The organism is Pedobacter sp., from assembly GCF_037719805.1.
Classification (GTDB): domain Bacteria; phylum Bacteroidota; class Bacteroidia; order Sphingobacteriales; family Sphingobacteriaceae; genus Pedobacter.
In genome coordinates, this window is record NZ_JBBJLZ010000004.1 from 275,191 (window position 1) to 295,934 (window position 20,744).

17 protein-coding genes are annotated in these 20,744 nt (G+C 40.3%); 10 read left to right on the top strand and 7 right to left on the bottom strand.

Annotated elements, in window-relative coordinates:
* The 5 genes from WKF66_RS14350 to gatB form a co-directional block, all read right to left on the bottom strand.
* On the bottom strand, window positions 1-1,785 hold the full coding sequence (locus WKF66_RS14350; protein WP_489675159.1) for a chloride channel protein: 1,785 nt from the start codon (window positions 1,783-1,785) through the stop codon (window positions 1-3).
* 9 nt (window positions 1,786-1,794) lie between these two features.
* Complete coding sequence (locus WKF66_RS14355; RefSeq protein ID WP_489675160.1) at window positions 1,795-2,517, bottom strand: RluA family pseudouridine synthase; 723 nt, start codon at window positions 2,515-2,517, stop codon at window positions 1,795-1,797.
* A gap of 30 nt (window positions 2,518-2,547) precedes the next feature.
* Entirely contained in the window at window positions 2,548-3,237 is a 690-nt protein-coding gene (locus WKF66_RS14360) for a response regulator transcription factor (RefSeq protein ID WP_489675161.1), read from the bottom strand.
* 105 nt (window positions 3,238-3,342) lie between these two features.
* Complete coding sequence (locus WKF66_RS14365; protein WP_489675162.1) at window positions 3,343-4,464, bottom strand: redoxin domain-containing protein; 1,122 nt, start codon at window positions 4,462-4,464, stop codon at window positions 3,343-3,345.
* Between the two features lie 4 nt (window positions 4,465-4,468).
* Window positions 4,469-5,935, bottom strand: a complete 1,467-nt coding sequence (gene gatB, locus WKF66_RS14370) for an Asp-tRNA(Asn)/Glu-tRNA(Gln) amidotransferase subunit GatB (protein ID WP_489675163.1) — start codon at window positions 5,933-5,935, stop codon at window positions 4,469-4,471.
* A gap of 191 nt (window positions 5,936-6,126) precedes the next feature.
* Here gatB and WKF66_RS14375 point away from each other — a divergent pair, with 191 nt between their 5' ends.
* Window positions 6,127-6,477 carry a hypothetical protein gene (locus tag WKF66_RS14375; RefSeq protein WP_489675164.1) on the top strand — a complete coding sequence of 117 codons (351 nt, stop codon included), beginning with the start codon at window positions 6,127-6,129 and terminating at the stop codon, window positions 6,475-6,477.
* A 40-nt stretch (window positions 6,478-6,517) separates the two neighbouring features.
* Here the strand turns inward: WKF66_RS14375 and WKF66_RS14380 are convergent, their stop codons facing one another.
* The gene (locus WKF66_RS14380) at window positions 6,518-7,063 is read right to left on the bottom strand and encodes a biliverdin-producing heme oxygenase (RefSeq protein ID WP_489675165.1); all 546 of its coding nucleotides are present in this window, start codon (window positions 7,061-7,063) and stop codon (window positions 6,518-6,520) included.
* A 128-nt stretch (window positions 7,064-7,191) separates the two neighbouring features.
* Between WKF66_RS14380 and WKF66_RS14385 the strand changes: the two genes are divergently transcribed.
* Window positions 7,192-7,326, top strand: coding sequence for an alanyl-tRNA synthetase (locus tag WKF66_RS14385; protein WP_489675166.1), 135 nt, complete (start codon window positions 7,192-7,194; stop codon window positions 7,324-7,326).
* 24 nt (window positions 7,327-7,350) lie between these two features.
* A complete protein-coding gene (locus tag WKF66_RS14390) occupies window positions 7,351-8,031 on the top strand; it encodes a 3-keto-disaccharide hydrolase (RefSeq protein ID WP_489675167.1) in 681 nt (226 codons plus the stop codon).
* On the opposite strand, the gene alaS is transcribed toward WKF66_RS14390, so the two are convergent.
* Entirely contained in the window at window positions 8,023-10,722 is a 2,700-nt protein-coding gene (alaS, locus tag WKF66_RS14395; protein ID WP_489675560.1) for an alanine--tRNA ligase, read from the bottom strand. The two genes, WKF66_RS14390 and alaS, sit on opposite strands and share 9 nt — an antisense overlap.
* Window positions 10,723-10,836: 114 nt before the next feature.
* On the opposite strand from alaS, the gene WKF66_RS14400 reads away from it, so the two are divergent.
* The 7 genes from WKF66_RS14400 (at window position 10,837) to WKF66_RS14430 (ending at window position 20,736) form a co-directional block, all read left to right on the top strand.
* Entirely contained in the window at window positions 10,837-11,172 is a 336-nt protein-coding gene (locus WKF66_RS14400) for a MerR family transcriptional regulator (protein ID WP_489675168.1), read from the top strand.
* Between the two features lie 51 nt (window positions 11,173-11,223).
* Window positions 11,224-13,245: a helix-hairpin-helix domain-containing protein gene (locus WKF66_RS14405; RefSeq protein ID WP_489675169.1), complete on the top strand. Its 2,022-nt coding sequence runs from the start codon at window positions 11,224-11,226 to the stop codon at window positions 13,243-13,245.
* A complete protein-coding gene (locus WKF66_RS14410) occupies window positions 13,187-15,136 on the top strand; it encodes a ComEC/Rec2 family competence protein (RefSeq protein WP_489675170.1) in 1,950 nt (649 codons plus the stop codon). Before WKF66_RS14405 ends, WKF66_RS14410 begins: the two co-directional genes overlap by 59 nt.
* A gap of 67 nt (window positions 15,137-15,203) precedes the next feature.
* The gene (locus WKF66_RS14415) at window positions 15,204-15,983 is read left to right on the top strand and encodes an enoyl-CoA hydratase/isomerase family protein (protein WP_489675171.1); all 780 of its coding nucleotides are present in this window, start codon (window positions 15,204-15,206) and stop codon (window positions 15,981-15,983) included.
* Between the two features lie 5 nt (window positions 15,984-15,988).
* Window positions 15,989-16,699 carry a hypothetical protein gene (locus tag WKF66_RS14420; RefSeq protein ID WP_489675172.1) on the top strand — a complete coding sequence of 237 codons (711 nt, stop codon included), beginning with the start codon at window positions 15,989-15,991 and terminating at the stop codon, window positions 16,697-16,699.
* A 99-nt stretch (window positions 16,700-16,798) separates the two neighbouring features.
* The gene (locus WKF66_RS14425) at window positions 16,799-18,571 is read left to right on the top strand and encodes an LTA synthase family protein (protein WP_489675173.1); all 1,773 of its coding nucleotides are present in this window, start codon (window positions 16,799-16,801) and stop codon (window positions 18,569-18,571) included.
* On the top strand, window positions 18,571-20,736 hold the full coding sequence (locus tag WKF66_RS14430) for a S9 family peptidase (RefSeq protein ID WP_489675174.1): 2,166 nt from the start codon (window positions 18,571-18,573) through the stop codon (window positions 20,734-20,736). The genes WKF66_RS14425 and WKF66_RS14430 overlap by 1 nt, the downstream gene beginning before the upstream one ends.
* Window positions 20,737-20,744: the final 8 nt, after the last annotated feature.

Sequence of the window (20,744 nt, forward strand, 5' to 3'; positions counted from 1 at the left end):
CTACTCCATATAATCTGCTTGTCGGCTAAGGAGTGCCCTATATTTGTTAAAAATAGCCGTTTTGGATACAAATCCCAGATAGGTATCGTGGTCATCCAGAACTGGAAGCACCCATATATTTTCCCGTTCCATTATTTCAAGAACCGCTTTTACGTTGGTTTCGGGTGTCACTGTATAGGGTGCCAATTGTATTAAATCGTGCAGATGAAGCGAAGCTTCTTTATTCAAAGTGTTTCTTAAAATATCTTCTACGTAAATGATTCCTTGAAGGCTATTGTCTTTCTTCAGCACGGGAAAAATGTTTCGTTTGGATTGAAGAATATCAGGTAGTTTGCTAGCCAGTATGTCATCGGTTCTAAGAACCAGATAATCTTTTTCGATAAGAAATCTGAGTTTCATCATATTTAAAACTGTACTGTCTTTATCTTCATGCGACAGCAATTCACCTTTTTCGGCGAGGGGCTTAGTATAAATGGAGTATTTGTTTGCACTTCTATTGATCAAATAGGAAATCGCAGAAGTAATCATTAATGGTACCATCAGGACGTAGCCGCCGGTAATCTCTGCAATCAAGAAGATGCCTGTTAAGGGCGCGTGCATGATTGCACTTAGCGACGCGGCCATGCCTGCAACAATGAAGTTAGCCGTATTTAGCTGTGCTATCCCAAGAGTATTAGCCGTAAACGCTACCAGGAAGCCAATGAGGCCTCCCATGATTAGGCTTGGCGCGAAGATGCCTCCATTACCACCAGCTCCCAATGTTACCAATGTGGCCATAGATTTGGCGAAGACAGTAACGAGAGTGAACGCTATTATAAGCCATGGAAATGAACGGTACTCTGAGAATATGCTGTTTGAAATTACAGCTGCGTTGTTGCCACTAAGCAATTGCTTGATGGTGATGTAACCTTCACCATATAAAGTTGGAAATAAGAAGACCATTAGCCCTAGCAATAAACCTCCTATAGCCACCTTGTGATAAGGGTTTTTAATTTTGTAGAAGTTTGATTTGATCAGGTAGTTTGCTTTCGTAAAGTAAATTGAAAAGCCTCCAATTAAGATCGCCAGGATCACATAATAGATCAAAGCATCCATCTCCCATCCCCCGGTGACTAAAAAAAACAGTTGTTCGTTGAAGAAGAGTCTTCCTACTACTGCGGCGGTAGCTGATGCAAGCAATAACGGAATGAACGCTGGAATGGTGAACTCTGGAAGTAATATTTCGATTGCAAATACGATTCCCGCGATGGGACTATTAAATGCGGAGGATATGGCGCCTGCTGCTCCGCAAGCAAGCAACATAGTTGATTCCCGGTAGGAAAGACCCAGAAACCGACCAACTATGGAGCCTATCCCTGAACCGCTAGTTACAATTGGAGCTTCCAACCCTGTCGAACCTCCGAAACCAACAGTAAGCGCCGCCGTGATGATCTGGGAGTAGATGTTATGTGGCTCAATCTTGCTCGACTTTTTTGAGATCGTATACAGCAAGGGGGTCAGTCCGGTTTCAAACTTACTTTTCCTAATAAACTTTCTTACATACAATACAGAAAGAAGTATTCCAAAAAAGGGGAAAAAGAAGAAAAGGTAGTACTTATATTGCCATTGAAAACCGGATTGTAAAAACTCTTCGATATGATGTGTCAGCGTCTTTAAAAGTGCAGCCGCTAACCCTGATAACGCACCAACTACAAGCGCAGCAAAAACTAAAAAGTTTCTGTTGGATATTTTCTTTCTCCGGTAATGATTGAGCGCATCAACATAATTTACCAGTTTTGAGTACATAACCTGCCTTTAGGAATCGAACTTATCTAATAGCTTAATTAACGTTGCGAAATCTTTTGGATATGGAGCATCAATAAATATATCTTGATCGTCTAATCCTTTGAAGGTAACAAATCTGGCATGTAAGGCAAAACGTTTCATGATCGGCTGCTCTTCCTCATCCTTGGCGATGTGATATCCCTTTTTCATGGTCGACAGAAAAACAGGCTTCCCTTTGTACATGTGGTCACCAACGATGGCAGCACGCTGGGTAGCAAGGTGAATTCTGATCTGGTGCATTCGTCCTGTTATGGGCTTGCACGCTACCAAAGTATAATGACGGTAATGCTTAATTGTGTTGAATATGGTTTCTGCGCGCTTACCTTCTTTGCGATCAATTGTTACACTTTTATTGCCATCGTTCAATATAGGAAGGTCAATAAAAAGTTCGTCAAAGGTAAATTGTCCATCTACAACAGCATGATAGACTTTATTTACTCTGCGTTTTTCAAATTGAATGGCGACTGAGCGGTAGGCTTCAGGGTTTTTAGCGATGATAATAGCACCTGAGGTTTCTTTGTCCAGTCGGTGACAAACCTGTGCATCATCACTGTATTGTTTCGCTAGTCGGAGGATGTTAACTTCGCCGGAACCGCCCCGCTCATCAAGTGATGCAACAAAGGGCGGTTTATTAACGACGATGTAATCGTCGTTTTCAAATAATATTAGATCTTTAAAGGAAGGATATTTCAATATAGTGGATTTCTTGTACCTGCAAAAGTACTAAGAAAGTTCGAACTTATACCCCACTCCTTTTACTGTAGCGACATATGTGTCCCCTAACTTCTCACGAAGCTTACGGATATGAACGTCAATTGTGCGATTAGTAACTACCACCGAATCTTCCCAAATGTTCTTAAGTATTGATTCACGGGTATAAACTTTTCCTGGTTTAGAGGCGAGCAAATATAGAAGCTCAAATTCTTTTTTAGCAAGCACTACCTTTTCGCCGTTCTGGTAAACCAGGTATGCTTCTCTATCTATAACCAAATCACCAATTTCCACCTTGTTTTCTGAGATTTCATCGGGACTTGTATTTCTTCTAAGTATGGCATTGATACGGCTTACCAGTGCTCTAGGCTTAATAGGCTTAGCGATATAATCATCTGCACCTACATTAAAGCCTGCGATCTCAGAATACTCTTCGCTACGTGCCGTTAGGAATACCATGAAAGTGTTTTTAAACTCAGGGATAGCCCTCATGATGCGACATGCTTCTATCCCATCCATCTTAGGCATCATGATATCAAGAATAATCAAATCAGGATGAACCTTCTTTGCAACCGTAATACCTTCCTGACCGTTTGTTGCCAAAAACACCTGATAACCTTCTTTCTTTAAATTGTATTCGATTAACTCAAGAATATCTGGTTCGTCATCAACAATCAGTATTTTTTGTTTTACGGCGCTCATAGCTTTAATTATTTGTTACGAAAGTAGGTAATCAATTGTAACATACCGTTAAAGTGAGGTTAACAAATTGTTAACACCTACAGGTATCTTAACATGTATTTAGGGTTACTGTAACGTTTTAGTTAAGAAAGTAGTCAGCTCTTCCCCGTAGAGGTTCTTAGCAATGATATTTCCCTTGGTATCAAGGATATAGTTTGCTGGGATACCTTCAATTGCATAAAGCGGAACTACCTTGCTATCCCAGTATTTTAAGTCGGATACATGTGTCCATGTTAAATTATCCTTTTTAATTGCGGCAAGCCATTGGTCCTTTCCCCCCGGGCGGTCAAGTGATACACCAAGGATGGTAAAGTTTTTTCCTTTAAACCTATTGTATGCCGCCACTACGTTCGGATTTTCATTTCTGCAGGGACCGCACCAGGATGCCCAGAAATCTACCATTAGAAATTTACCTCTGAAGTCAGAAAGCTTAACCGCTTTATCATTTACATCATTCAGTTCAAAATCTGGTGCTGGTAAACCAATGTCCAGTTTCTTAATGGTTGCCATACGTTTTAGGAAGTCGTCGACCATTGGATTTCCTTTTATCTTATCTTGTATTTTATCTGAATAAGCAACCATCTCTTTTTTATAATCCATTGGACTCAACAAGTTGATGGCGTAGAAGCCGGCAAGCGTTCCTACATTATCTTCAGCAAACTTCAAAGTAGCTTTACTGCGCCCTTGAATCTCTGCCATGTATCTTGGCTGCATCTTCTCCAGAATTTTACTTCTTTCTGCAGGCTGAGCTTCTGAGGCCTCATTGAACTCATTCTGAATTAGCGCTATTCTTCCCGCGTATTGGTTCTGAATGGTATTTAATTCTTGCAATTTATCGGCCTCCATAGCGCCAGAGATATTGTAAGCGGCGTTTGCATCACTTAGATCCGCCGTTATGTTCACTTCATCTCCATTCTTTGCTATTAGGAGATATTCCTTTGTGTCTGCAGAAATTCGAAAGAAGTCACTACCAGGAGTGGCGTGTGAGAATTTAAACTCCCCTTTTTCTGAAAAAACAGTAGAGTCCAATGCGGTAGCATTCGCATCTTTTAAGCCGTACAGATAAACTTTACTCTGCGGAACGGCATTTGTGAATGTTCCGGCTATAACAAATTTATTTTTGTCTTTACAGGAGGTAAAACCTATGCATACTGCAACAACGCAGGTAAGTTTTGAGAATATGTTCATAAATTTATGAGTTTAATTTTTCGAGTAACACTTCATTTATCTTTTTGGGATCAGCCTTACCTTTTGCCAGTTTCATCACTTCGCCGACAAACAGTCCAAGAACCCCTTTTTTACCCTTCTTATAAGCTTGAACCTGAGCTTCGAAATTATTAAGGACCTGATCTACCAGTTCTTGTAAGCCGGCTGCATTATCTTCAATTAAAAGATTCATTTCTATTGCAAGCTGTTCTACTGGTTGTGCCGGATTTTCCAACAGTGCAGGCAGTAGTTTTTGTAAAGCGACTTGTTGCCCGATACGCTTACTGTCCACCAGATTTATAACCTCAGCAAGATGTAGTGCTGTTATTGGAAATCCAGCAATGGTCAATTGATGATCATGAAGAAAAGCCCTGATTGGGCCGGTTAACCAATTAATCAGACTCCTGGGCTGTTGAATGGTTCCCAGTGCTTGTGTGAAATAATGGAATAGTTCGTTGTCATCTGCAAGAACAGATGCCTCGGAGAGGCCGATGTTATAATCCTTAACTAGTTTTTTGAGTATTGCGGCCGGTAACTCAGGCATTTTAGTCTTAATATCAGCCAGCCATTCATCGGATATATGAATAGGCACCAGGTCAGGGTCAGGAAAATAACGGTAATCATTTGCCTCTTCCTTAGTTCGCATTGGAGAGGTTGTTCCGTGTTCAGCGTCAAAATTCAGTGTACTCTGAATGATTACACCGCCGTTACCAATCACCTCCTGTTGTCTTGCAAACTCAAAGTCCATCGCTCTTCTGACATTTCTAATAGAGTTTAAGTTTTTTACCTCGCAGCGTGTCCCGAAGTCGGCAGCATCCTTAGATCTGATGGAAATGTTGGCATCACAGCGTAAACTCCCTTCTTCCATGTTACCATCACTTACATTCAGGTGTCTAACCAGTTTTCTTATCTCCGTAAGTAGCACTGAGGCCTCTTCAGCGCTTCGAATATCCGGTTCTGTAACGATCTCAATGAGTGGAACTCCTGCCCTGTTTAGATCAACATAGGAAAAGGATTCTTCCTGGTCATGCAAGCTTTTACCCGCATCTTCTTCCAGGTGGATTCTGTTAATTCCAATACGCTTTTCCGTTCCATTACTTAAAGTAAGGTTGATAAATCCGTTTTGGCAAATCGGCTGATTGTCTTGTGTGATTTGGTACCCTTTTGGTAAATCAGCGTAGAAATAATTTTTCCGATCGAAGTAATTCAATTGGTTGATCTTGCAGTTAAGCGCTAAGCCTATACGAATGGCTTTTTCGACTACCTGCTTATTAAGCTTTGGAAGTGCACCCGGCAACGCTAGAGTAACTGCAGAAATATGTTCATTTGGCTTAGCGCCAAAAGACGCACTGTCTGACGAGAAAATCTTTGTGTTTGTGTTAAGTTGCACATGAATCTCCAGACCAGACACCAACTCAAAATCCGAAGAAGAAACGGCTGTTAGGTTACTCATTTGTAAGTGTAGCTTGTGTCAATTGTAATCCCTTTATGATACAAACATAACTAATAAAGCGTTATATGTGCAGCTTCAAAACCATAATTCTAGTTATGGCATAAACTTTGAACTAGTAATAACACACACTTAATTAACAGCGAATAGGGTTTAACCTCTTCGTAATTTTAGAAACCTAAATGATATATGTTATGAGAAAGTTCTTTTTAGTAGTAGTTGTCGCAGTAGTTGCAGCTTTTACATTACCCGCCGAAGCTCAGATTTCTGTGAACGTTAATATCGGCTCAAGACCACAATATGTACCTGTAAGGTATGTTAGTAGTGGTTACTATTATAATGCACCAGCCAGACCAGTTTACATAAATAACGTTTATAGAACTGAACATAGCAATTGGAGACCAGCGCGAACGCATTATGTGAGCAGGCCAGTGATGTACAAACAAAAGTATTATAAAAATGACCGTGGACACGGGCCCTCACATTATAAATTTAAATCACAAAAGCATGGTGGTAAAATGGGAAAGCAAAGAGGAAGAAGGTAAATGAAATAGGCCGAACAATTGTTCGGCCTATTTCATTTAGTTAAGCAAATACCTTTTCAAACAGGCCAAACGTTTCGTTCGCAGTGCTAATCGCTTGTTCCTCATCTCCGCTAGTAGCGGCTGCCTCATTCATTACTTCAGTAAAAACTCCCCACTTCTGGCCCGTTTCCTGACCGTAACCTGAAAAGAAGGACAAGCCATTTTGTATTCCAAGTTTCTCTAGCATTTGTATAATTATTCTGCCGCCCATTATTGATCCTTCCATAACGTATAGCGCGCCTAAGGCTTCGACTGCATTGGAGACTACCGGGACTTCAACGACTGGTGTTTCGTCTACACTACCACCTAATATCTGAATATCGGCTTTTATAAACGATGAGTTCCGTCTTTCTGCATGGTCGGGCAATAGCTGATCAGTGATGTATGGTGCGATAACCTTTTCTACCTGGCTAAAATAGGTGTAAAACTTCTTTAAAAACGCGGCATAGTCTTCGTCTGTTCTAATACCCTTTAGTTGCTGAACAACTAATTTCTCAAGTTTAAGATGCGCCGGCTTCGTCGCATCTTTTATATTTTCACTTAGCATCTTCCTTATCCGGGTTTAAATTCCCGCCTAATATCGGCATCCCTTTTTAGAAAATAGTAGACGGATCATATTCTTTCAACATAATGTATATTGCACTTAATTGAGTCAGGAAACGTTAACAATGTAATATGGAGACTAAACCTGCCACCAACAGAAAAGCCAACATTCTTAAATGGCTAAGGAAAATGGGGATCTGGGGCTTTCTGTTTTTCCTGGTAAAAGGATTGATATGGCTCGCTTTGGGCTACTGGGTTTTAAAGTAAAAGATTATTCTATATATTTAGATTATGAGAATAACTTTTAACGCAATCATCTTTCTTTCTTTAACATTTACAACAGGTCTTTCGTTTAGCCAGACTAAATCCTTATTTAACGGTAAGAACCTGCAGGGATGGCATATTGATGTACCTGAATTAGATAAGGATAAAGGCGCTACAATTCCCTTTATCATAAGAAATGGAATGCTCGTAAGTTTAGGAAGTCCGGGCGGGCATTTAATAACTGATTCGGTATTTAGCAATTATAAAATAGAGGTGCAATATAGGTTTGCGGGTAAACCTGGGAATTGTGGACTGCTTGTTCACGCATCAACACCAAGAGCACTTTATGGCATGTTCCCAAAGTCTATAGAGGTGCAGATTGAGCACACTAACGCAGGAGATTTTTGGTGTATTGAAGAAGACATCACCGTTCCGGACATGGAGATAAGAAGAGGTGACAAGTCCCGCTGGGGCATAAACGGAGACAAACTGCGTAAGGTGGAGCGGCTAGTTCAAAATGTAGAAAAGCCTGTAGGAGACTGGAACAAGATGGTTGTTGAATGTAAAAACGACGAGGTTATTGTTTGGGTAAACAATATTCTTGTAAATCATGGATACAATTGCACAGCAAGCTCAGGTCAGATCGCATTGCAGGCAGAAGGCTCAGAAGTGGAGTTTAGAAAAGTTAGTATCACTAAATTAAAGTGACACCAACTTCTCTACTTTTTCTAAGACAGACTTTAATCCTTCTTTATTCTTACCGCCAGCAGTAGCATAAAATGGCTGACCGCCTCCACCGCCTTGAATGTCTTTTGCCAGTTCCCTTACTATATTCGTAGCGTTTAATCCCCTTGACTGTACAAGATGCTCTGAAACCATTACTGTAATGCCTGGTTTATCATCAATTAGTGTGGTGAATACCAGCAGCAGATCGTCGACCAAATCTTTAACAGCAAAAGCAAGGGTTTTTACCGCTTCTGCGTTTGGGAGAGCGACATGCGTTGCGATAACATTTATCCCGTTCACCGATTTTATGTGGTGAACAATGTCATGTTTTAAGCTTGATGAATGCTCAGTCACCGCTTTCTCGGCTTCCTTTTTAAGCTTAGCATTCTCTTCCATTATTAAAGAAACCGTGGCAAGTAAATCTTTATTGCCCTTTAACAGGGATTTTAATGCTGTCAGCTCTCTATTTTGCGCCAGGATGAAAGCTTCTGCATTATCGGCCGTAATCGCTTCAATACGCCTCACCCCTGCTGCAACACCATTTTCTGATGTAATCTTGAAAAATCCGATCTGACCAGTAGCTTGTACATGCGTTCCACCGCATAGCTCTTTAGAATAATGATCATCAAAGGTGATGATTCTAACTAAGTCACCATATTTTTCTCCGAAGAGCGCAGTTACGCCACTTGAAATCGCCTGGTCATAGGGAACATAACGCTGTTCTTTTAAAGGAATATTCTCCCTAACTTTTTGGTTAACAATATGTTCAATGCGTGCCAGATCTTCGTCAGATACCTTTTCAAAATGTGAGAAGTCAAAACGCAGGTAGTCTGGATTTACCATTGAACCTTTTTGGTTAACATGGTTACCTAAAACTTTTTTAAGTGCTGCATGCAATAGATGCGTAGCGGTATGGTTAGCTTGAGAGAGCAATCGCTTGTCTTCGTCTATGACCGCACAGAATTGACCGTCTATGTCTTCTGGAAGCGTATCTGTGTAGTGCACAATAACACCATTCTCCTTTTTGGTATCATTGATGTCTACAAAAAACAGGCGACTATGATCTTCTAACCTACCCGTATCACCAACTTGTCCTCCACTTTCTGCATAAAAAGGTGTTTTACTTAGAACGATCTGGAATTGCTCCTTGCCTTTTGCAGTAACCTTCCGATACTTAATGATTTGTGTTTCCGCTTCAAAGTCATCGTATCCTACAAACTCTACTTCTAACTCTGGATTGACAAGAACCCAGTCACCGGTGTCAATTGCAGTAGCAGCCCTTGAGCGTTCTTTTTGTTTAAGTAATTCTTTATTGTACCCTTCCATATCTACAATCCAGTTTTGTTCCCTTGCCATCAACTCGGTTAGATCGATCGGGAAACCGTACGTATCTTGTAATTCAAAAGCGAATTCTCCAGAGATTACCATCTGGTCTTTTAAGATACTATGCACCCAGGCGTCAGTAAATCCTTTTTCTGGCTCAATCGCATTCTCCTGCATAAGATGTTCACCTTGTTTACGGGTATAGCCTTCGAAACGCTGAATACCTGTAGCTAATGTTCTTAGAAAGGATACCTCTTCTTCGAGAACAACCTTTTGGACAAAGTCTTGCTGGAGTACTAATTCTTCAAACACTCCTTTAAACTGTTCAGCGAGGACAGGTACCAGTTTATGCAGAAATGGTTCTTTGAGATCAAGAAATGTATAGGCATAACGCACTGCTCGGCGTAATATCCTCCTGATAACATACCCAGCCTTGTTATTGGACGGCAGTTGTCCATCCGCAATTACAAATGATATCGCGCGAATATGATCTGCCATAACTCGCATCGCGATATCGGTTTGCTCCCCAGCCCCATATTGGATGTTTGAGTGTTGTGCTATAAATTGAATTAAGGGTTGGAATACATCTGTATCATAGTTTGACGATTTTTGCTGTAGTACCCGAACCAGCCTTTCAAAACCCATTCCTGTATCTATATGGCGGGCAGGTAATGGTTGCAATGAGCCGTCTTTCAACCGGTTGTATTGCATAAACACATTGTTCCAGATCTCTATTACTTGCGGGTGATCGGCATTTACGAGTGACTTGCCTGATATTTCATTGCGCTCCATAAGCGGCCGGCAGTCCACATGTATCTCAGAGCAGGGTCCACATGGTCCGGTATCGCCCATTTCCCAGAAATTGTCTTTTTTATTACCTAAAACAATACGGTCTTCAGGAACATACTGTTTCCACAGCTCAAAAGCTTCAGTATCCATTTCAAGACCTTCGGGGTCTCCGCCAAAGACGGACACATAAAGTTGGTCTTTTGGGATCTTGTAGACTTCGGTAAGTAGTTCCCAGCTCCATGCGATTGCTTCTTTTTTGAAGTAGTCGCCAAAGCTCCAGTTACCCAGCATCTCAAACATGGTATGATGATAGGTATCAATTCCCACTTCTTCCAAATCATTATGCTTACCGGAAACGCGTAGGCACCGTTGAGTATCTGTTACTCTTGAATATTTAATTGGGGACTCACCGAGAAACAAGTCCTTAAACTGATTCATGCCAGCGTTAGTAAACATTAGCGAAGGATCATTTTTTACAACGATTGGCGCAGAAGGAACGATATGATGCTGTTTTGATTTAAAAAACTCCAAGTAGGCCTGTCTGATTTCTTTCGCTGTCATCATGATGTATGTTAGATGGCAAACTTAGATAAAACTGTTTGTAAATAAAACAATTTTATCTAAGTTTGAATACTTCAAATAAAAGCTGTAAGAGTCTAATAATCAACGCAAATTATGCCATATAAAGAACGGGAAATCAACAAAATGTATTACACGATGGGTGAGGTTACCGAAATGTTTGGGGTCAATGCGTCGCAAATCAGGTTTTATGAAAAGGAATTTACCGTTTTACAGCCTAAGAAAAACAAGAAGGGTAACCGGCTTTTTACTCCTGAAGACATTGAGAATCTTAAAATGATATTTCATTTGGTAGATGACAAGGGTTTTACCTTGAAGGGAGCAAAAGAACATTTGAAAAATAACGGTATGGAGGTCAAAGAAAATCAGCGTATTATTGCTTCGTTAGAGAAATTGAAAGACTTTCTTTTAAAACTTAACGAGGAAATATAAATCCCTGTAAGTTGGTTTCCTAAATTTGGATGGTGGTGATTTGGAATACCAATGTCAGCCAAAATTCTATTGCTCTTTATTGCCTTAAACTCCTTTTCTGCTATTGCGCAGGACAATTCCTTTATAAAAGATATTCTGGAGAGCGCTGCTGAGAATCTAGCTGAAGATGTGGATCTGTATGAGCTTACAGAGCGATTAAATCATATTCTTGCTCATCCTATTAATTTAAATCATACTTCAGCAGCGACTCTTAAACAGCTCATATTCCTTTCTCCGCTGCAAATCAATAACTTATTACGTCATCTTGAAGTCAATGGGAAATTGCTTGACCTTGCAGAGCTGCAGAGCATTGATGGTTTTGACCTGGTAACCGTTGGCCGGCTCCTACCATTTGTAATGCTTGATAAAAGTGGTAAAGGAAAAATTTCTTTGAAAAGTATGAGTAGTGTTGGCACGAATGATCTCATTGTAAGATACGGGCGTGTAATGGAAGTGCCTAAAGGCTTTATGGATCTTCCTGGAAGCCGATATCTAGGGTCTCCTGATAAAATGCTTTTGCGCTATAAATTTGCTTTTAATAACAAACTTACAGCTGGACTAGTGATGGAAAAAGATGCCGGCGAACGCTTTTCTCATGGCAAGGTATTGTCGGACCACTTCTCAGCGAACATGACAATCAATGATGTCGGACCGTTTAAGAAGATTGTCCTTGGCGATTACAGTCTTCAATTTGGACAGGGATTGACATTGTGGTCTGGATTCGGTTTTGGAAAGGGGCCAGATGTCACCAGTGTGGCCGCGAGAGACGTTGGCTTAAGGTCATACTCCTCTTCAAATGAAGCATCATTTTTCAGAGGAGTTGCAAATACACTCTCGATTATGAAAAACTTGGAGCTGACCTCTTTTGTATCTTATAGAAGACGCGATGGAAGTATCAAGTTGTGGCCTGATAGTTCAGCTACTATTCAAACGATCAATGATAGCGGCTATCATCGAACGGCGACGGAGCTTAAGAATCAAAACAGCCTTGGACAACTCGTATTTGGAGCGGCAGTCCAGTATTTGTCTGATAATTTGAATATCGGTATTGTAAGTTATCAATCTAGCTACGATCAAAACTTTGTTACCGGTAACTCCGCATACAACAAATATGCTTTTACTGGGAAAAGTCTTGAGAATGCCGGATTTCATTACAATTATACTTTTAAAAATGTGTATGCTTATGCTGAGGTGGCCCACAGTGTAGATGGTGGCGTGGCTGTTGTAAACGGATTATTAGCGAGCTTATCTCAGAAAGTTTCTGCTGTGGTCCTTTATAGGAGTTATGATCGCGACTATCGCAGTTTTTTCAGTAGTGCGGTTGGTGAAAATACAGATGTAAGTAATGAGAAAGGTTTTTATACAGGACTCAATTATGTCCCTTCCAAGCGTTTCCTTTTTTCTGTATATGTTGATGTATTTCGCTTTCCATGGCTGAAGTTTAGAGTTGATTCAGCATCAAGAGGTCATGAAATACTCGCTCAGGGAGTCTATGTTCCAAAGAAAACATTAAAGATACTATTAAGAATCAAGCGTGAATTGAAACAGCAAAACCCAGATGCCACAGACGACAGCGACGGGCTCAAGGATGTTTCAAAAGTAAGTGCCAGGGCTGCAATAGATTGGAGGTTAAATAAAAGTATTGATTTTCAGCAGCGGGTAGAAATATCTATCTATAAAAAAGGCAGTGTGGCTCAAGAAGTCGGAAAGCTGATTTATAGTGACTTCAACTATCACTTCTCCGCTAAGGTGTCTGGAAATCTCAGAATTGCTTTTTTTGATACTCCTTCCTATAACAGCAGGATCTATGCCTACGAAGACGACGTTCTTTACGGATCGAGCTTTGGCCTTTATTCAGATAAAGGTTTTAAATACTACAGCAATGTCAGGTACCGACTAACCAGGAAGATCGATCTATGGGCGCGGTATGCAATGATTGTATATCAAGGCAAAGAATCAATAAGTTTTGGTCTCGATGAAATCAAAGGAAATAAAAAATCTGATGCCAAAGTCCAGGTTCGTTACCAGTTCTGAAATATTTTACCTCAGGGCAATCATACCCTTTGCAGCTGGTATCATGTTTTTAAAGTTATGTCCCTTGGCCGCTATTACGCCGCTGCTTGTTATTCTGATCACTGGTTCTCTAATTGTCTTAATTACTACTTTGAATCTTTGGTATTTAAGATTGAAAGTTTACCGATACAAGTCTTTGATGACCTGCGGTTTCTATCTGATGCTTTTTGTCATTGGCTACGCATTGGCATTTAGTAAAAGCGAACTACTGCATGAAGACCATTTTAGCAATGGTAATTTCAAACACCTTAAGATTGTTGTAAATCAAGAACCTCAAATCCGTAACGGTATATTGATGTTTAACGCACGGGTTATTAAAGGATATGAAAATCAGTCACAAAAAAGAACGACTGGCAACCTTTTGGTAAGCATAAAAATCGATTCTGGTGTGGCACAGAGACCATCTTACGGAGACGTTCTGGTTATTCCGAATGTATCAAAGACGACAGTAACTAATCCCAATCCTGCGACTTTTAATTACAAAAGCTGGCTGGCGGCACAACACATACATCATCAAGCTTTTCTGCACCAACAAGCGATATTAGTGACTAACGAAAATAAAGGCAACTATCTCATTAAGCTTGCCCTTGATCTAAGAGCCAGGGAAGTCCGGTATTATCGAAAGATTTTGAAAGATGACAATGTATATTCAGTCGCTTCAACACTGATCCTTGGTTACCGGGCGGACCTTGACGAAGAAGTTCTTAGCTATTATGCAAAAACTGGCACTATTCACGCTTTATCCGTTTCTGGCATGCATGTAGGTTTGATTTATGTGGTTCTGGACTATATTTTCTCGTTTTTAAACCGTCGCCAAATTACACGAGTGTTTAAATTAGCCATTATTTTATTGCTTATATGGTCTTATACGCTCCTCACCGGCGTGTCACCATCGGTATTGAGGGCGTCTATTATGATTTCAGGTTTTATCATTGGTAAAGGTGTCAATCGTACATCAGGTGGGATTAACATATTGGCCTTTTCCGCTTTCTTGATTCTTATCCATGATCCCTACATTCTCTGGGACGTTGGATTTCAATTGTCGTACCTTGCGGTATTGGGATTAATCTTGTTGCACCCGATTATTGACGACTGGTTCTACTTCAAGAAGGCATTGTTTAGAAAAATCTGGTCAGCGTTGAGCATCTCGTTATCTGCGCAATTATTCACATTTCCTTTGAGTATCTATTACTTTCATCAATTTCCAACATACTTTCTAATCAGCAATCTCTTTATATTACTTCCTGTAACTGGAATCATGTATCTGGGAATTCTGGTATTACTATTCAGGCTCAGTTTCCTTGCAGAACTTCTGGAATGGCTAATACGTTTCACCAACTCCGGATTGAAATTTGTTGCTGATCTACCCTTTTCGAGTGTATCCTCCGTATGGATTACACCATTAGAACTACTACTACTCACTCTATCAATAGCGGGAGTACTGTTTGCACTTACCTTCTACAAGAAACCCTTACTGTTATATGCTCTCGCATTACTTCTTATGCTGCAAACGCTATCGTCAGTTGAGAAAATTAACAAATTAGGGCAACGAAAACTTGTGATATTTAATGTTAGGAACCATTACGCCGTTGCCTTTATTATAAGCAACGAAGCGATCCTCTTTACCAACTTAAGGGCTGATGATAAAATATTTAAGAGAAATATTCAGCCGTTTATGGACCGTGAGGGTATTTCAACAATCATTTGTACGGACGATCTTTCATCAATTAAGCGCCACTATCTTACAATTCAGGAAGATGATATTCGCTTTTACGACCATTTGATCAGTGGAGCTGAATTGGAACAATTCAAGATTGGTCTAAAGAATGCAATAATTAAGAAGATTGACTAAGGTAAGTTTATATGATATCACCATGCATTCTATATATTTGATTCGTTAAAGGTCAAACAAAGAATCCATGACAGAAGATGTTGTTCTATACTCAATTGCGGATCGTATCGCAACAATCACACTCAACAAACCTGATAAGCGAAACGCATTAAACCCGGAACTTGTTTCGAAACTTACAGCGTTCTTTATTGAGGCATCTGAAGATGAAGAGGTAAAAATAATTGTGCTCAAGGCGACTGGATCCACCTTTAGCGCGGGTGCTGACCTATCTTATCTGCAAGAGATTCAAAATAATAGTTACGAGGAGAATCTGGAAGATTCGGAAAATCTAAAGCGTTTATTTACGACCATATATTACCTCCCAAAGGTTGTTATTGCGCAAGTGGAAGGTCACGCGATAGCAGGCGGATGTGGGTTGGCGACAGTGTGCGACATCATATTCTCGGTTCCAGAGGCAAATTTCGGCTACACGGAAGTCAAACTAGGTTTTGTGCCTGCAATTGTTTCTTGCTTTCTGCTTAGAAAAACGAGTGAGACGATCGCAAAACGAATCCTATTAACCGGAGAGCTGTTCCCGGCTAACGAAGCACTAAATTTCGGTTTGATTACGTTTATTAAGGGCAGAGCCGAAATTGACAGTGAAGTACGTGAGTTTGCAAAGGGTTTATGTGAAACGGCTTCGTCAAATTCATTGATGATCACTAAGCAACTTGTTGGACAGACAACCAATCCATTATTGGAAAAAAGCTTATCTCTGGCAGTTCAAATTAATGCAAGGGTACGCGATAGCGATGATTTCAAAAGGGGAATTGCCGCATTTATTAAGAAGGATGAAATTAAATGGTAAATATAATGACAACAAAAAGTAAGTTTAAGATTAGGGCTAGAGCGCTCTCATTGGTAGTTCTAATGGTCACATTTGGATCTTCCGCTCTTAAGGCACAGAAGACAGTTAATCAGGGAACACTTACCTATGATATTACGTATGATCTTAATGAGGGCCAGAAAAAAACAATAGATGCAGAAAAACTTCCTTCTGTAACTAAAGTGAAGTTTAATGGAAATATGTCTAAAATGGAGATAGACATGGGCCTTGCAACCTTAAAGATGATTGTTGACGGCCCTGGAAAGCTAGCTGTTTTGCTAGTGGACGCCCCGCTGTTCCAAAAGCAATATGCTGCAAAATTTTCTAAGGAAGATCTCGAGAAACAAGGAGGCAATTTAACTTTCAAGAACTTTAAAGCCACCGGAGTGCGCCAAATCATAGGGGGATATGACGCCGTAAAGTACAACTATCAAGATAACAATAATGAAAATTATGAGGTTTGGATTGCTCCAGAACTGAAGCTGTCGCCCGGTGCTATCCTGCCGGAATTTTCCGGACTTAAAGGAACACCTGTTAAATATGTAAGTCTCCAATATGGCGTAAAGAATATTTTGACATTGAAAAGTGTTAAAGAAGAAAAGACTGGCCCCTTTACTTTAGAAGTTCCATCCGGTTATGAAGTGAAGACGGTTAAAGAAATGGATGAGATGTTTAGAATGCTAAATGGGCCAAATTAGTGTGTTGATATGCTAAACGGGCTTTTTTTCTTTGCTAGGTTACTTCTATTTTGGCTCTTATTTTTCTTCCTCGACCGACTGATCTTCCTGGCAATAAATATGGAAGCGTTGTCCTCCCTTCTACCTCCAGAAATAGCCGCTACCTTTTTTCATGCTTTTCTTTTGGATATTTCAATGGCGGCTTATCTGTTAGTCGTACCGGCTATCGCCTTTGTTATTTCGATGCTAAGCAGATGGAAGCTGGTGGAATTGAAATGGCTTTCCTACTACATTAACACACTTGTTGTACTATTTAGCATTATCTCAATTTTCAATTTTAATATATACAGGGAATGGGGAACAAAGATCAATGCCAAGGCCCTTGATGTTGCAATAACGACACCGAATGAAGCACTTGCTTCTGGAGCATCTTCTCCTGTGGGATTTTCTCTACTGGTACTGGTGCTCCTAATGTCGCTTGGCGTCGTTTTGCAACGATATCTTGTGCTTAAGAAACTCATCTTTAAAAAATCGTCAATATGGATAAGGTTGCCGATTGCTATACTGATTTTAGGGTTGAATTTTGTGCTGATTCGTGGGGGAATTGCAGGTTCACCGATCAACCAAAGTATGGCCTATTTCTCCAAATCACAGGTCTTAAATCTAGCTTCAGTCAATACAGAATGGAATTTATTATCCAGTCTTATCGCCGCAAATAAGACAAAGAGTAATCCGTACTTGTATGAGAATGCGAAGGAGGCGAACGCTTTGATCTCTAACCTGTATGCTGTAGATAAGGATAGTACAATTAGTGTATTGACTATGAAGCGTCCAAACATAGTAATATTTCTTATGGAGAGCTTTACTGCCGACCTAACTGCAACGCTGGGAAATATGAAAGATGTGACGCCAGGCTTCGACTCCCTTACACATCAAGGAATACTTTTCAGTAATATTTATTCAACCGGTAACAGGACTGACAAAGGCTTTATTGCGACACTTGCTGGTTTTCCTACGCTTGCAGCCGTCAACATTGTTAAATGGCCGGAGAAAACAGAAAAGCTGCCTTCTATTTCAAGATCTTTAAATAAGGTCGGCTACCATAATACGTTCTACTATGGCGGTGAATCTGAATTTGATAATTACAAAGCATTCCTTCTTAGCCACGACGTTCATAAGCTTACTGACCGGAATAATTTTGATGGAGGAGACGTTACAAGCTGGGGCCAGTTTGACGGGGCAGTGTTTAATCGTCAGCTTAACGAGACGCAAAATGCAACACAACCGTTTTTCACCACGATTTTAACATTAACCAACCATGAGCCTTTTGCTGTGCCGGGAAATCCTAGGTTTGGCTCTGCCAATAATGTAGACAAATTTAAAAGTACAGCATATTACACGGACTCCTGCATAACCTCGTATCTAAAAGAGGCAAAAAAGCAACCCTGGTATAAAAACACCCTCTTTTTGTTTATTGCCGACCATGGTCATATTTATCCAAAAAATAGAACAGACGTTTTTGTTCCCGAACGTTACCATATTCCATTTCTGATGTATGGTGAAGTGATTAAAAATGAATTTAAGGGTCGCGTCTTTGATGGGGTTGGTAGCCAGGCAGATGTGCCCGCGACTTTACTTGCCCAACTGCAACTGAACCCCCAGGAATTTAAGTGGAGTAAAAACTTACTTAATCCTAATGTCAAACCATTTGCATTTTTTAGTTGGGACAACGGAATGGGCTTTATCGATAACCAACAATGTGTTACATTTGACAACACAGGAAAAGTGATCTTATACAATAATTTGAGTTCAGATGCGGGAAAAACCGCTGCAACTTTAAAATTGGCAAAATCATATCTGCAGGTTGTTTATGAGGCATTTCTAAATCTCTAATGATGAATTTCAATAAATCACTATTAAAACTGGTTGTCTTTGTTTCTGTATCTCTATGTCTTGAATCTCAGGCTCAGGGAATTAAATGGGCCAAGGACGGTAACTCCTATTATCAGGCTTCGGGTGGTGAAATTATTTCCATTACCCTTCCAAAAAATGAACGTAAAATCATTCTAGGAAGAACTTTGCTGGAAAGCGCCAGCAATGATCTTGCAAGAATTAAAGACTTTGCCCTTTCGGAAGACGGGACTAAAGTGCTTATTTTTACCAATAGCAAAAAAGTATGGAGAGAAGAGACTCGCGGAGATTATTATCTTGCGGATCTTAAAAGTAATAATGTTGTTAAAATTGGGAAAGATAAACCCGCTGCCTCACTCATGTTCGCCAAATTATCTCCAGATGGAAGCAAAGTAGCGTATGTTAGCAAACACAATATTTATGTCGATGATGTAGGCACCGGGACAACGAAGCAACTAACCACAGACGGAACGGAAAACTTAATAAACGGAACATTTGACTGGGTGTATGAAGAAGAATTTTTCTGCAGGGACGGATTTAGATGGAGTCCGGATGGTCAGTCCATTGCTTACTGGCAATTAGATGCCAGCAATACAAAGAAGTTCTTAATGATTAACAACACAGATTCGATATATCCTTTTACTATACCAGTTGAATATCCCAAAGTTGGAGAGAATCCTTCCGCCTGTAGAGTTGGAATAGTCAACATCTCATCTGCATCGACTACATGGTTGAAAGTTCCCGGAGACTTAATTCAAAATTACATTCCGCGGATGGATTGGATACCGGGAAGCAATGAAGTCATACTACAACAGTTAAATCGAGCACAAAATACAAGTAAAATATACGTAGCGAATACAACTAACGGACAAATTCGAAACATCCTGACAGAAACGGATAAAGCATGGATTGATCCTATAAAAGAATGGACATGGCTTGATGGTGGAAAAGAATTTCTTTGGATTAGCGACAAAGATGGATGGAATCATTATTACCGCATTTCCAGGGATGGAAAAAAACAAACGCTAATTACAAAGGGTGATTACGATGTTATCGAAAAATCTCTCGTCGATGAAGATTCCGGTTATCTATATTTCCTGGCTTCTCCAACTAATTACACACAGAAATATTTGTATAAGACAAAGCTGGCTGGAGGAGGAAAATTAGAGATGGTTACCTCTTCCATTTTTACGGGAACGCATTCATACGACATTTCACCGACAGGCCATTTTGCCCGGCATACCTATCAAAGCACTACTATTCCTCCTATAGCTGAGTGGATGAATTTTGTGACGTTGAACCCTTTAACTATGGAGGGAAGTGTAACCAACCAATTAGGCTGGGTTAAGCCACCAAAAAATAAAGTGGAATTTTTCAAAGTAACCACTGAAGATGGTGTTGTCATAGATGGTTGGATGAAAAAGCCTGATGGCTTTGATCAGACTAAAAAGTACCCGGTAGTTTTCTACATTTATGGAGAACCTTGGGGCCAGACAGTAACTGATACCTACGGAGTAGCAGACAACCGTCTCTACGCTGGTGATATGGCAAAAGATGGATATATCTATATTTCCATTGACAACCGCGGGACGCCTGCACCAAGAGGCAGAGAATGGAGAAAAAGTATCTTCCAAAAAATAGGCACTCTAAACATTAGGGACCAGGCGATGGCAGCTAAAAAGGTACTTGAATGGCCTTTTGTTGACAAATCCAGGATTGCCGTCTGGGGCTGGAGCGGTGGCGGCTCTTCCACTCTTAATCTTTTATTTCAATACCCTGAAATCTTTCAGTCCGGTATCGCAGTAGCGGCCGTTGCTAACCAACTGACTTACGATAACATTTATCAGGAACGGTATATGGGTTCTCCGTTGCAAAGTAAAGCCGCATACATTAAAGGTTCGCCCCTTACTTACGCAAAGAATTTACGAGGAAATTTGCTATTGATACATGGCACAGGTGATGATAATGTTCACTATCAAAATGCAGAGCAGCTTACCAATGAGTTGATAAAAAACGCAAAAGTGTTCCAGATGATGTCCTATCCAAATCGTACTCATGCCATAAATGAGGGGGCGGGTACTTCGGAACATCTAAAACTTACCTTTACACAATTCTTACAAAAAAATTGTCCTCCAGGGGGCAGGTGATATTTAGT